This is a genomic window from Arthrobacter sp. NPDC057259, from assembly GCF_042668995.1.
In the GTDB taxonomy this organism is placed as follows: domain Bacteria; phylum Actinomycetota; class Actinomycetes; order Actinomycetales; family Micrococcaceae; genus Arthrobacter.
On record NZ_JBHUYA010000009.1, the window covers coordinates 33,043 to 45,910 of the forward strand.

At 70.4% G+C, this 12,868-nt stretch carries 15 protein-coding genes; 5 read left to right on the top strand and 10 right to left on the bottom strand.

The features are described from left to right. Nucleotides 1-5: 5 nt before the first annotated feature. The 3 genes from ACFUCU_RS14440 (at nucleotide 6) to asd (ending at nucleotide 2,264) form a co-directional block, all read left to right on the top strand. Nucleotides 6-659, top strand: coding sequence for a hypothetical protein (locus ACFUCU_RS14440; RefSeq protein WP_377973203.1), 654 nt, complete (start codon nucleotides 6-8; stop codon nucleotides 657-659). Between the two features lie 55 nt (nucleotides 660-714). Further along, nucleotides 715-1,047: a hypothetical protein gene (locus tag ACFUCU_RS14445; RefSeq protein WP_290255973.1), complete on the top strand. Its 333-nt coding sequence runs from the start codon at nucleotides 715-717 to the stop codon at nucleotides 1,045-1,047. Between the two features lie 74 nt (nucleotides 1,048-1,121). Then, nucleotides 1,122-2,264 carry an aspartate-semialdehyde dehydrogenase gene (gene asd / locus ACFUCU_RS14450; RefSeq protein ID WP_377973204.1) on the top strand — a complete coding sequence of 381 codons (1,143 nt, stop codon included), beginning with the start codon at nucleotides 1,122-1,124 and terminating at the stop codon, nucleotides 2,262-2,264. Nucleotides 2,265-2,273: 9 nt separating this feature from the next. Here the strand turns inward: asd and ACFUCU_RS14455 are convergent, their stop codons facing one another. Continuing rightward, on the bottom strand, nucleotides 2,274-3,401 hold the full coding sequence (locus ACFUCU_RS14455) for a winged helix DNA-binding domain-containing protein (protein ID WP_377973205.1): 1,128 nt from the start codon (nucleotides 3,399-3,401) through the stop codon (nucleotides 2,274-2,276). A gap of 99 nt (nucleotides 3,402-3,500) precedes the next feature. Here ACFUCU_RS14455 and ACFUCU_RS14460 point away from each other — a divergent pair, with 99 nt between their 5' ends. Continuing rightward, nucleotides 3,501-3,983: a hypothetical protein gene (locus ACFUCU_RS14460; RefSeq protein ID WP_290255976.1), complete on the top strand. Its 483-nt coding sequence runs from the start codon at nucleotides 3,501-3,503 to the stop codon at nucleotides 3,981-3,983. A gap of 42 nt (nucleotides 3,984-4,025) precedes the next feature. After that, on the top strand, nucleotides 4,026-4,514 hold the full coding sequence (locus tag ACFUCU_RS14465; protein WP_377973206.1) for a hypothetical protein: 489 nt from the start codon (nucleotides 4,026-4,028) through the stop codon (nucleotides 4,512-4,514). Here ACFUCU_RS14465 and ACFUCU_RS14470 read toward each other — a convergent pair. From ACFUCU_RS14470 to ACFUCU_RS14510, 9 genes are all read right to left on the bottom strand, one after another. Further along, nucleotides 4,511-5,578, bottom strand: coding sequence for a UDP-N-acetylmuramate dehydrogenase (locus ACFUCU_RS14470; protein ID WP_377973207.1), 1,068 nt, complete (start codon nucleotides 5,576-5,578; stop codon nucleotides 4,511-4,513). The genes ACFUCU_RS14465 and ACFUCU_RS14470 overlap by 4 nt on opposite strands. A 113-nt stretch (nucleotides 5,579-5,691) precedes the next feature. Further along, a complete protein-coding gene (locus tag ACFUCU_RS14475; RefSeq protein ID WP_377973208.1) occupies nucleotides 5,692-6,969 on the bottom strand; it encodes an MFS transporter in 1,278 nt (425 codons plus the stop codon). Between the two features lie 15 nt (nucleotides 6,970-6,984). Further along, entirely contained in the window at nucleotides 6,985-7,422 is a 438-nt protein-coding gene (locus ACFUCU_RS14480) for a MaoC family dehydratase (RefSeq protein ID WP_377973209.1), read from the bottom strand. A 2-nt stretch (nucleotides 7,423-7,424) separates the two neighbouring features. After that, on the bottom strand, nucleotides 7,425-7,904 hold the full coding sequence (locus ACFUCU_RS14485; RefSeq protein WP_377973210.1) for a MaoC family dehydratase N-terminal domain-containing protein: 480 nt from the start codon (nucleotides 7,902-7,904) through the stop codon (nucleotides 7,425-7,427). A 19-nt stretch (nucleotides 7,905-7,923) separates the two neighbouring features. After that, nucleotides 7,924-8,148, bottom strand: a complete 225-nt coding sequence (locus tag ACFUCU_RS14490) for a DUF3188 domain-containing protein (protein ID WP_290255982.1) — start codon at nucleotides 8,146-8,148, stop codon at nucleotides 7,924-7,926. Between the two features lie 69 nt (nucleotides 8,149-8,217). Beyond that, the gene (locus ACFUCU_RS14495) at nucleotides 8,218-9,141 is read right to left on the bottom strand and encodes a DUF2797 domain-containing protein (protein WP_377973211.1); all 924 of its coding nucleotides are present in this window, start codon (nucleotides 9,139-9,141) and stop codon (nucleotides 8,218-8,220) included. A gap of 26 nt (nucleotides 9,142-9,167) precedes the next feature. Beyond that, complete coding sequence (locus ACFUCU_RS14500; RefSeq protein WP_377973212.1) at nucleotides 9,168-10,031, bottom strand: HpcH/HpaI aldolase/citrate lyase family protein; 864 nt, start codon at nucleotides 10,029-10,031, stop codon at nucleotides 9,168-9,170. A 144-nt stretch (nucleotides 10,032-10,175) separates the two neighbouring features. Beyond that, nucleotides 10,176-11,141, bottom strand: a complete 966-nt coding sequence (locus tag ACFUCU_RS14505) for an aldo/keto reductase family oxidoreductase (protein ID WP_377973213.1) — start codon at nucleotides 11,139-11,141, stop codon at nucleotides 10,176-10,178. Nucleotides 11,142-11,152: 11 nt separating this feature from the next. Then, nucleotides 11,153-12,859 (bottom strand): glycoside hydrolase family 13 protein, encoded by a 1,707-nt coding sequence (locus ACFUCU_RS14510; RefSeq protein WP_377973214.1) that lies wholly within the window; start codon nucleotides 12,857-12,859, stop codon nucleotides 11,153-11,155. Nucleotides 12,860-12,868 lie beyond the last annotated feature (9 nt).

Here is a 12,868-nt window from a genome sequence, read left to right on the forward strand (position 1 = left end):
CCTAGATGACCGTCCAGCACGAAACGACCCAGGAACCGCGCCTCGGCGTCGACGTCATCGGTTTTGGGGTGGGCGAACTCGCCTACCTCCTCAACGTTTTCGAGGGACCTTCCCGTGACCGTTCCGTCAGCGTCTTCCGCGCCGAGGAACTCGTCGAGGACTCCACGCTGAACACGGCCGGCGCATCCTCCCTGCTGGCCCGGGACCTCGCCGTCGTCTCCGACGACGACCAGGTCGGCGTCAAGGGCGTCGCCGCTGCCGTCGCAACGGCCATGGGCCATGCGACGCGCTGGACCGAGCTGTCCCTCCTGACCGAGGACAGCATGGACAACGTGGTGCTTATCGAGGCACCGGAGGTAGCCCTCATGCTGCAGCCTCGCGCCCTGGGGACCTGGTTTGCGTTCGCGCAGGATCCCACCATCGGCTCCGCGGAGGCCATCCTGCGGGTGCTCCGCCAGCACGTCGAGGAACACCCGGGCGGCACGGCCTACCTGGTCTTCAAGACGTTGCAGGAGGAGAAGCACCTGCTGGTCCGCCGCGACGGCAACGACTGGGCCACCGGCGTTCCGGACTTCGCCACCGACGAGGTTGCAGAGAGCGCCCCGCTGGACGACGCCGGACTGCTGGCCGGCATTGAGGAGTCCCGTGGCGAGGCGTAGCCGGGATGTCCCGCAGGAACCGGGATACACGCCCTCGCCTGCGCCGAAGGAACCCATGAGGCACCGCCTTGCCGAAAATGGTGAGATCGTCGCCTATACCGACGAGGAATACGGGGTCCGTAAGGACGACGGCCTCGGCGTCATCAAGCCCGTCAACTCCTCCGGTGGGCTGTTGTTCCTGTCCCTGCTGATGACGGCGCTGTTCGGGCTGATGCTTTACGCGGTTGTCCAGATGGCCCTGACGGACCAGTGGCACATCATGGGCGAGATCTGGTGGATGTACGTACTGGTTCTGTTTCCGCTCTTTGCCGGCTGGGCCGGCTTCATCAAGGAACGCAAGGCCGAGAAGCTCCGCAAGGCCCGTGACCTGCCCCGGCCGGCCGAATAGCCGGTTACGCCGCAACCGTCCGGCTGTGGCGTAACCGACTGCGGCTCCGGCGGCGTGAAGTCTAAACTGGCCCCATGACTACAGCAGCTTCCCCGACCGTCGGACTGGTCGGATGGCGCGGCATGGTCGGCTCCGTCCTGATGCAGCGCATGCAGGACGAGGGCGACTTCGCCGCCATCAACCCGGTCTTCTTCTCCACCTCCAACGCCGGCGGTGCAGCCCCGGACATCGCCGGTGTAGCGTCCGGCGCGGCCGGGAAGCTGGAGGACGCCTACGACGTCGAGACCCTCGCGAAGCTGCCGATCATCGTTACCGCTCAGGGTGGTGACTACACCAAGCAGGTCCACGGCGAACTCCGCAGCCGCGGCTGGGACGGCCTCTGGATCGATGCTGCTTCCACCCTGCGGATGAGCGAGGACTCGATCATCGTCCTGGACCCGATCAACCGCGACGTCATCGACGCCGGCCTGGACGGCGGGATCAAGGACTTCATCGGCGGAAACTGCACCGTCTCCTGCATGCTCATGGGCCTGGGCGGGCTGTTCACCAACGGCCTGGTCGAATGGGGAACCTCCATGACCTACCAGGCGGCCTCCGGCGGAGGCGCCCGGCACATGCGTGAACTGCTCAGCCAGTTCGGCACGCTCAACGCCGAGGTCAGTACGGAACTGGACGACCCGGCGTCGGCCATCCTCGAGATCGACCGCAAGGTCCTGGCCCACCAGCGCACCGACATCGACGCCACCCAGTTCGGCGTGCCGCTGGCAGGCTCGCTGATCCCGTGGATCGACGCGGACCTGGGCAACGGCCAGTCCAAGGAGGAGTGGAAGGCCGGCGTAGAGACCAACAAGATCCTCGGCACCTCCGCCGCGGACCGGGTGATCATGGACGGCCTCTGTGTCCGGATCGGCGCCATGCGCTCCCACTCTCAGGCCCTGACGCTGAAGCTCCGCGAGGATCTCTCCGTCGCCGAGATCGAGAAGCTGCTGGACGCGGACAACGAGTGGGCCACCGTGGTGCCCAACACCAAGGAAGCGTCCATGGCTGATCTGACCCCCGTGGCGGCGTCCGGCACGCTGAACATCCCGGTGGGACGGATCCGCAAGCTGGAGATGGGCCCCGAGTACATCAGCGCCTTTACCGTGGGTGACCAGCTTCTCTGGGGCGCGGCCGAACCGCTGCGCCGCATGCTCAAGATCGCCACCGGCACCCTCTGACGCCCGGGGCTAAGGCCCGAGGAACCGCCGGTACTCCGCGGCCCGCAGCTCGAACGATTGCCGGGCGGCGGGCCGCAGTCCGTCCCGGGTCTCGAAGGGTTCGGCGACGACGTCGACGCCCTGGTTCCGGCCGGCGCCCGGCCGGCCCCGACGCGCCGCGGCGCTCCACGTCCCGACCACCTGCCCGCCGGCCACGATGGTCTTCTTGAAGACACCGTTGCCGCCCGGCACGATCTTGTCAGCATGGTCGGCCGGGAGGACGACGGACCGGTCCGTGTAGCCGAGGACTAACTCGTCGAACCCCGGCAGTGCCAGCACGGAGCGGCCGCCGGGCACCCCCTCGGCCAGCAGCGCCGCGGTTTCCGGGGCCAGCCAGTACCGGTTCCCCTCGAACTCCAGCTCCGCCAGTTGGTCCTTGATCTGCGCCAGAGCGGCGCGGGTCTCGGTGAGCGGAATCCCGGACCACCAGGCGAAATCCCGTTCCGTGGCCGGGCCGTGGCTGCGCAGGTAGCGCAGCAGCCATTCGGCCGTCCCCTCCGCCCGGTCCAGGGTCCGCGACGCCGTGATCCAGTCATCGAAGGCGACCACCAGCTGCTGGTTGCCCGCCAGTGGCCCCAGGACCAGCAGGCGCAGCTGGCAGAGGGCCGCGAGCAGGTGGATGCCGCGCTGCCCGGCCGGGGATTGGCCCGCCTGATCAAACGCCTCGAACAGCTCCGCCCGGCTGATTGCGGCACCCCCGGCGACCCGTTGCAGCGCGGCGTCCGCGGCGGCGTCGATGTCCGCGCTGGTGATCTCCAGTTGCCGGTGCCGTGCGCCCAGGCTCCGGAGCAGCCGGCCGGAGGTGATCTGCAGGATCCAGCCCAGGTCCTCGGGAGCGAGCAGGTGAAGAGTGCCGCGCATCGGCCAGGACCGGACCACCTCGCCGCGGTCCAGGGCGCCGCGCACGTCGGCCAACGCAGCCCCGGGGACCCGCACGCCTACGGCCCAGAGCGCGGCCGGCAGGTCCTGGGCCTGCATCGCCGTCATGGTCCGCACCGCCTCCGGAACCGAAGCGAAGCCCGCCCCGACCAGTCCCTGCGACACGAGCCGGAGCCGCCCCAGCAGAGGACGGGTCAGGCGCGGACCGGCGGGTTTCATGGCACCATCCTAGGGCCGCCCTCCGTCCGCCCGCGGGAACATGCGGAACCCCCGGAGCCCTCCCAGCGTCCGCCCAGCCGGAGTCCTTAAACTGGATCAATGACATTGGGAGACGTGTGGCCCCGGCTGCGGCCGCTCTGCCGGAGGCTGGCCCTGCTGGGCTGGGCCGCCAGCGCGGTGGGCATGGCCGCGGGACTCGCCGTCGCCATCGCCAGCGGCACCCGCCTCTCCCCCCTGATGACGACGTTCCAGACCGTCTCCGTGGCCGCCATGGCCATCGCCGTCGTGAGCTTCGCGACCGCCGCCACCCTGCAGCCCCGCCGGACCCCCAGGGAGCAGGAGCGCCGGGACCTGGAGCTGGACCCGGGCGCCGCGTTCCCCGCCACGGTGCAGAGCCTGCTGCTGGGGTCCCTGGCCCTGCTGGCCGGAGCGGTGGCGTTCGCGTGCGCCGGGCTGATGCTGCGCAGCGGCCCGAGCGTGCAGTCCGTGGCCTTCTGCCAGGTGTTTCTCCTGGGCGCGGCCGCCTCCGGCTTCACGTTCATGCTCTTCACCAAGGTGGTCCCGCGGCGGGGACGAAACTAGTCCGCTGCTGACGTGGCCCGGCCCCTACCGTAGGCTGGTCCGATGACTGTGGGGAGTTTACTTGGCGGGGTGGGACGCGTCCGCCTCTTGTGGCTGTCGCTGGCCACCCTTGCCGTCGCAGCAGGAACCGCCGCGACGGCGGGAGCCCTGGGCCAGGAGGCGAGCGGACGCGACCCGGAGCCCTATCTCATCTGGGGAATCCTGGGGTTGGCCGGCGGGTACGCCTCGCTCTCGGCCGGAGGCCGGGCGGTCGCTGCGGCGCCTGGGAAGGTTAGGCTGCTGCGCGGCTGGCGTGAGCATCCCCGTTCGGTCCACGTGCTGGTGGCGCTGACCGCCCTGGGCACGGCGGCATCCATCGCTGCCATGGTGCTGGGCTTGAACCATGCTTTCGGCGGGATACGGGCCAGCACACTTTCCGCGGCCGTCTATTACCCCACCATGGCGCTGGCGGGCTGGGCGCACGCGCTGGCGGCGTCGGCGCTGAAGACCCGCGCACGGCAGGAAGAACCCGCCCAGGATCCCGTGGGCTAGAGTTCGACGCCGATCAACAGCGGTTCGGGATGCAGCTCGATGCCGAACCGGTCTGCGACGCCGCTGCGCACCTCGCGGGCGATGGCCAGCACATCATCGGTGCTGGCGCCGCCGCGGTTGGTGATGGCGAGGGTGTGCTTCGTGGACAGGGAGGCCCGGCCGCCGGACACGCTGTCCGGTTCAAGGCCAAAGCCCTTGCCGAAGCCGGCCCGGTCGATCAGCCAGGCCGCGGAAAGCTTGACCATGCCTTCGGCGCCCGCGGGGAACCGGGGCGCGTCGGCCGGCAGCCGGTCCGCGGTCTCGGCCGGCACGATCGGGTTGGTGAAGAATGACCCGGTGGAGTATGTATCGCGGTCCCCTGCGTCCCAGACCATGCCCTTGGAGGCCCGCAGCCGCAACACCTCGCGGCGGACATCGTTGGAGTAGGCCCGCTGGCCGACCTCGACTCCGAGGGCCCGGGCCAGCTCGGCGTAGCGGATGGGGGCGCTCATGCGTCCCAACGGAAGCTGGAATTCGACCGTGAGGACCACGTAGCGGGGCGAACCCTCGACGGTGGTCTGCTTCAGGATCGAGTCGCGGTAGCCGAACTTCAGTTCGGAATTGGTGAAGGTCTGCACGGCGTTCCGCTGCCGGTCCCAGGTGCGGACCGCGGCGATGGTCTGGGAGACATCGGCCCCGTAGGCGCCGACGTTCTGGACCGGGGTGCCGCCGGTGGCACCGGGGATGCCGGAGAGCGCCTCGATGCCGGACCAGGCGTGCCTGACGGCGTGTTCCACCAGGGCGTCCCAGTTGTGACCGGCCTGGACCACGACGGCAACGCCGCCGCAGGAGTCCTCGGCGTTGACGGTGAATCCCTCCGAGGCGATCTTCACCACCGTGCCGGCGAACCCGCCGTCGGCTACCAAGAGGTTCGAGCCGCCGCCGAGGATCAGCACCTGCTCCCCCGCGGCGTCGGCGGTGCGGACGGCGTCGATGATCTCCGCCTCGGTCCGGGCCTCCACATAGCGGGCGGCGGGACCGCCGACGCCGGCGGTGGTCAGGGAGGAAAGCAGAGTCTGGGTCACCCCTCCAGCCTAGCCGCGTTCGGCGGCCCCTCCGAAAGCCGGGGTGCCCGCCCGGGGAGGCAGGCCGGCACCCGCGTGTGAATGCGGCTGGCACCGGACCGGCGGGCCAGGAGTCAAGCGGCCTTCCGCGCCACCGGGGAGAGCAGGAAACTGACCACCAGCATCACCATCACGGCCAGCAGGGAGTGCAGGATTCCCACGTGCTCGGCCAGCAGTCCCAGCAACGGCGGGCCGCAGAGGAACGCGCCGTAGCCGATGGTGGACACCACGGAAACCCGCGCCGCGGCGCGCACGGGATCGTCGGCCGCAGCGGACATCCCAACCGGGAAGCCCAGGGACGCGCCGAGTCCCCAGAACGCGAGGGCCACGTAGGCCAGCCACGGCACCGGGGCGAAGACGAACAGGGCGAGGCCGCCGACGGCCAGCGCGGCGCACCAGCGCATCACCAGGACCCGGCCGAAGCGGTCCAGCGCCACGGTTCCGGCGAACCGGCCCACGGTCATGAAGGTGACGAACAATCCGTACCCGGCGGCCCCGGCGGCCTGCGTCTGGCCGTGGCCGTCGGCCAGCGCCAGCGCCACCCAGTCCCCCGCAGCCCCCTCGGCGAGGGCCAGGCCGAGGACCAGCACACCCAGCAGCAGGGTCCTGCGGTCGCGCCAGGCCTGCGCGATCTGGCGTTTGTTGTCCAGAGGCGCGGCCGCGTCCTGGGTGGCCTGGCTGATCACGGGGATGGGCCCGGTGGACGGGTCCTCGAAGGTATCGGGGCCAGCGGGGGTGAAGGGTTCGTCGGCGGTCACAGGGGTGACGTCAGCGCGGAACCAGGTTGCGGCCGTAGCCACGGATCCGGCGACGAGGGCGCCGACGGCGGCCAGGTGCCAGGCGACCGGGATCCCGGCGCCGGCGGCCCACGCTCCGGCGCCGGCCCCCGCGACCGTTCCGAGGCTGAAGGCGCCGTGCAGTCGCGGCATGATGTGCCGGCGCACAGCCCGCTCGACGGCGGCCCCCTCGACGTTGGAGGCGGTGTTCCAGCTGGCGGTGCCCAGGCCCACCACCACCAGCCCGGCCGCGACCGCGAGCGGGCTGACCAGGACGGAGGTGCCGATGCCGGCGATCACCAGCCCGGTGCCCACCATGATGCTGCCGATCCGGATGGTCTGCTTGGACCCGAAGTGCAGCACGATCAGCCCGGACGCGGATACGGAGACGAAGGACCCCAGCGTCATGCAGAGCAGGAGCAGGCCCACGGTGCCGGGAGTCAGGTCCAGCCCGTCACGGATGGCGGGGATGCGGGACACCCAGCTGGCGAAGGCGACGCCGCTGAAGGCGTACGCCGCGACCACCGCGTTGCGCCACCGGGTGATCTCGGTGGCCTGCGGGGTTCCGACCGTCACGGCAGCGCCATCGGGTCAGGCCACCTTGACGACGGCCTGGGCCTTCATCAGGACCTTCTGGCCGCCCGAGGCGACGGTGAGGTCCACGCGTGCGGTGCCCGCCTCGGCGTCGAGCGCGCCGATGACGGCAGCGACCTCGATCACGGCGCCGGCGTCGGGCGTTCCGGTGGTGTCCGCGACGGGGACGGGCTTGCTGAAGCGGGTCTGGAAGTCCACGACGGCGGCGGGGTCGCCGGCCCAGTCGGTGACGAGCTGGACGGCCGCGCCCATGGTGAACATGCCGTGCGCGATCACGCCGGGCAGGCCGACACCGGTGGCGAAGGCCTCGTTCCAGTGGATGGGGTTGAAGTCTCCGGAGGCGCCGGCGTACTTGACCAGGTCCGTGCGGGTGACCTCGATGGTGCGGCTGCCCAGGTCCTGGCCGACCGTGAGTTCTGTGAAAGTGGGGGTCATGGTTACTGTCCCTCTCCGCGGACCAGGATGGACGAGGTGGTGGTGGCGACCGGGACGCGCTGCCCGGAATCCGTTCCGGCGTCGTCGCCGTTGACGGCGAAGATTTCGGCGCGGGTGGTGATCATGGCCCCTCCGCCCATGGCGCGGACGCCGTCGACGTGCAGCTCGGCTACGAGCCGGTCCCCTGCGGTGATGGGGCGGTGGTGGACGAAGCGCTGGTCCGCGTGGACCACGCGGGAAAAGTCGATGCCGGAGGCCGGGTCCGCGATCAGCTGGGCGTCGGCGCGCTGGGCGACGATGATGGCGAAGGTGGGCGGTGCCACCAGGTCCGCGTGGCCCAGCGACCGTGCGGCCTCGACGTCGAAGTGGGCGGGGTGGGTGGCCTTGACGGCGCGCGCGAATTCGCGGATCTTTTCCCGGCCGACGTCGTACACCTCTGCGGCAGGGTAGCTGCGTCCCTGCAGGTCCGGATTAATAGTCATGAGTCCAGCCTAGCGGCCGCTACCGCTGGAGTTTTTTGCGGATCGCCTGGCCGCGGACCACCATGCCGGCGATGTGCAGGATGAGGCCGGCGCCGATCACGCCGAGGGCGGTGAAGGACAGCGCCTGGTTACCGGTGGAGTTGCCGATCAGGGTGAGGATGATGCCGGCGGCGATCAGTCCCATGGCTCCGAAGACGAGCACCTTGTAGCGGGTCGGCGCGGTGGCCCAGAATTCGTTCAGCACCCTGCCATTCTACGGGGCCGGACCGGGCGGCCCGCCCCGGTTTGGAGGCTTCGGTGTGGGGGCTCCGGCTCAGAAGAGCGACTCCTGGACCGCCGGCACCTCGGAGTGGTGCTCCCCGGTTTCCAGCAGGCGTCCCTTCAGGTCTCCGAGGTTGACGACGAACTCCGGCCCGTTGTCCATCAGGCCGGCGAGGGCGATCCCGCCGCTCAGGGACCGGATGGTGAAGCCGTGGGCGTCGGCGTCGAGGGGGTGCGGGTACGGGTGCCGGGGGCTGTGGCCGCAGGCCAGGTCCGCCAGCGCAGGCCGGGTCCAGGGTTCGTCCACCACTTCGTACCCGTCGCCGCCGGCCACACTCAGCAGCGCTCTGGCCCGTTGAGCTTCCTCGGCGTTGCGGGCATCCATCTCGGCCGCGGGGCGCGGGTCGGCCAAGCCGGCGGCTTTGGCGGCCGACCGGATCTGTTGGGGCAGGCCGGCGTCCCGGGTGACCAGGTCCTCGAGCAGCCGAACGATCCGGCCGTCGTCGGTCCGGGCGATATACCGTGCCGCCACAGCGCCCTGTTCGGCGAGCCGGTGCCATTTCCGGAGCGCGGAGGCCGTACCCACCTTGGTGGCGCCGTGGGCGAAGGAGGCGACGTAAAGCCAATGCGGCTGCATCAGGTAGGCCCGCAGGCCGGGCGGCGGGACGCGGCCGCCGCGGTGGAAGTCGTGGATCAGGCGGGAATCGTCCGCCGCGAAGCAGGGGCCGCACTGGTTCCCGCGCTCGGCGTGAGCGTTCCGTGGGCAGGGGATGTGGTCCCGCTCGGCCGGGCCGTGCACCCTGTGGTGGCCCAGGCAGTGTTTGCCGGGGACCGAGATCCGGAACCCGAGCCGGGTTCCGGCGTCGAGCTCCACATCCCGGAAGCCGCCCGCGGCGTCCTGGACGCGCAGGGCGGCGCGGGGATTCTCCGGTTGATCCCAAAAGACCCCGTGAACCAGCTCGTTGGCATGGATCACGGGGTCTCCTGACGGGTCGGGCGCGGCTACAGGGCCGGCTGCACCCCAAAGGCTACCGCGAGCTTCATGATCTTCTCGGCGCGGCCCAGGCGCGGCAGGTCGGAACCGTCGCGAATGACGCGGCCGTTGGCCTCGAAGTCGGCCATGAAGTCCGTGGCCCAGGCGACGTCCGACGGCGTCGGGCTGATGACCTCGTTGATGACGTGGGTCTGGTCGATGGCCAGGCACAGCTTGCCGGTCATGCCCATCATCACGGTGATGCCGGTCTGCTCGCGCAGGATCGGGTGGTTGGTGCCCACCGTGGGGCCGTCGATGGGGCCGGGCAGGTTGCCGACGCGGCTGGCGACGACGAGCTTGGCGCGCGGGTAGGCCATGGCCTCCGGGGTGGCGGCCATGCCGGTGTCGCGGCGGAAGTCACCGGAGCCAAAAGCGAGGCGGAACGCGCCCTGGGCCTTGGCGATGTGGTTGGCTTCCTCGATGCCGACGGCGGACTCAACCAGCGGGATGACGGGGGTCTTGCCGTCCATGCGGTGGAAGCTCTCGGTGACCTGGTCCGCGGACTCGGTCTTGGCCAGCATCACGCCGAGCAGTCCGGGGGTGCCGCGGAGGCCGGCGAGGTCGTCGGCCCAGAACGGGCTGGTGGCGTCGTTGATCCGGACCCAGGCGTTGCCGCCCGCGGTCAGCCAGTCGACGACGTGCTTCCGGGCCTGGTCCTTCTGGGAGGGGTCCACCGCGTCTTCGATGTCCAGGATGATCGCGTCGGCGCGGGACTCCGAGGATTCGGTGAACAGCTCCGGCTTCATGGCGTTGACCAGCAGCCAGGAGCGGGCGATCTCGGCCGGGACATTGCGTTGGGGCCGGACAATCCCGGCGGTGGTCGTAGAGGTCATGCCTATACGCTAGCCGCCCGGAACGTCCGGCCGCCAAGTAATACCCCGGTTCCGGGCGACCATTACGACCAAAATCACGTTCCCGCCGCCCACGGGCCGGCAGATGGGCTTATCAGAGCCGCGCCTTCCGGCCCGTGGTGTGGGTTAGGGGATGTTGCTGCCGCGGGCGGTGATCCAGAGCCGGTACCACTCGGGCCGGGTCATGGCTGCGGCCACGTCCGCCGCTCCTGCGCAGGCGCGGATCCGCTCCGGGTTGGCGCTGCCGATCACCGGGGAGATGCCGGCCGGATGCTTCATCAGCCAGCCGAGCATCACGGCCTCGCCGGTGGTGCCCTTCTCCGCCGCCATCGCGGCGACGAGGTCCGCCGTCGCGCTTGCGGCGGCATCCTCACCGCCCGCCGCACCGGTATACCGGCCCTGGGCCAGCGCCCCGTAGGCCTGCAGGCCGATGCCACGGCGGACGCAGTGCTCCACGGTGCCGTGCGGAAAGCTGTAGTCCGTCCCGTCGGCGTGGTTCACCAGGACCGTGCTCTCCAGCCAGGCCCGGGCCCCAAGACTCATCTCCAACTGGTTGGCCACGACGGGTGCCTCCAGCCGGTCCTGCAGGAGCTCGATCTGCGCCGCGGACATGTTGGACACGCCAACGGAGTGGACCTTGCCCTCGGCCATGAGGCGGCCGACGGCGGAGGCCACCTCGGCCGGATCCAGCAGGGGATCCGGCCGGTGCAGCATCAGCACGTCCACGTAGTCCGTCTTGAGCCGGGCCAGGCTGCCGTTGACCCGTTCCAGGATGGCCTCGCCGCTCAGGTCGTAGTAGGCGTCGAGCCCGTTCTCGCCTAGCCGGATCCCACATTTGGTCTGCAGCCGGATCCGCTCGCGCAGGCCCGGCGTCCGTGCCAGCACCTCGCCGAACACCGCCTCGGCCTTGCCGCCGCGATAGATGTCGGCGTGGTCGAACAGGGTGATGCCGGCCTCCAGGGCGGCATCAACCGCGGCCGCCGCCTGATCGACGTCGGCAGAGGTGTACGGCTCCGCCGACCAGCTGCCGCCCAGGCCCATGCAGCCATAAATCAATTCCTGGGCGGGGTTCAGTTCCTTGACGGGGGGCACTTCTTCGGGACTCACCGCAGCCAGACGGTGGTGTTGCCGGGCAGCCGGCCGCCGTCGAGGGGTCCGCTGCTGATCAGGACCTCACCGGCGGGCAGGTCGACGGCGTCTGAGCCGAAGTTCGTCACCGACTGCCAGCCGTCGTGCCGGCGGAAGTGCAGGACACCCGCGTCGCTGTTCTCCACCCATTCCAGTTCCTCGGAGGCCTGCAGCTCACGGCGGAGCTTGAGGGCCTTGCGGTAGAACTCCAGGGTCGAGCCCTCCTGGCCGTCCTGGGCGGCGACGGCGTAGCGGCCGAACCATTCGGGCTGGGGCAGGTGGGCTGGGCCGGCGCCGAAGCCGAAGGAGCTGCCCTCGGTTTCCCAGGGCAGCGGGACACGGCAGCCGTCGCGGCCGATCTCGACGCCCTTGTTGCGGAAGAACGTGGGGTCCTGGCGCTCGGAGTCCGGGATTTCGCCGACTTCCTGGAGGCCCAGTTCCTCGCCCTGGTACAGGTAGGCGGAGCCGGGCAGCGCCAGCATCAGCAGCGTGGCGGCCCGGGCGCGGCGCAGGCCGAGTTCGATGTCGAGTTCCTCGGCGGGGGCGCCGGCGAGGAGCCAGCCCTTGCCGTCCTGGCCCTTGGCGTGCTTGCCGCCGCCCTGCGGGAGGCCGTAGCGGGTGGCGTGCCGGACGACGTCGTGGTTGGAGAACACCCACGTGGACGAGGCACCGGACTCGGTGGCCTCGGCGAGGTTGCGGGTGATGATCTCCCGGAACTCGTCGGCGTCGAAGTCGGCCTGCAGCAGGTCGAAGTTGAACGCCTGGCCCAGGCCCTGCGGGCTGGCGTAGCGGGCGCGGCGGCTGGCGTGGACCCAGGCTTCGGCGACGGCGGTGCGCGGCGGGTTGTATTCGTTGAAGACCTCGCGCCACTCGACGTAGATCTCGTGCACCTCGTCGCGGTCCCAGAACGGGTGCGAGCCGTCGATGAAGCCGTCGGTGCCGGTGTTGGCCTCGCTGAGTTCCAGCTTGGAGAGCAACGGCTCGGTCAGGTCCTTGGTCAGGGCGTGGGCGACGTCGACGCGGAAGCCGTCCACGCCGCGGTCGGACCAGAAGCGCAGGGTCTTCAGGAAGTCGTCCCGGATCTCGCGGTTGGACCAGTTCAGGTCCGGCTGCTCCTTGGCGAAGATGTGCATGTACCACTGGCCGGGCGTGCCGTCGGGCTCGGTGATGCGCTCCCAGGCGGGGCCGCCGAAGACGGACTCCCAGTCCGAGGGCGGGATCTCGCCGTTCTCGCCCTTGCCATCGCGGAAGATGTAACGCTCGCGGGCATCCGAGCCGCGCGGGGAGGCGAGGGCCTCCTTGAACCATTCGTGCCGGTTGGACGAGTGGTTCGGGACGATGTCGGCGATCAGCTTGATCCCGGCGGCGTGCAGCGCGGCCGACATCTCGTCGAAGTCGGCGAGGGTACCGAGCTTGGGATCGACGTCGCGGTAGTCGTCGACGTCGTAGCCGCCGTCGGCGAGGGCGGACGGGTAGAACGGGGAGAGCCAGACGGCGTCAATGCCGAGGGCCTTCAGGTACGGGACCTTGGCGGTGATGCCCTTGATGTCACCGATGCCGTCGCCGTTGGAGTCGGAGAAGCTGCGCGGGTAGATCTGGTAGACAGACGCCTGGCGCCACCAGTTCGGGTCGGCGGCGGCGTCGGATCCGGACAGGGTGGCCAGCGTGGCGGTGTTCGACAAGTGAAGTCC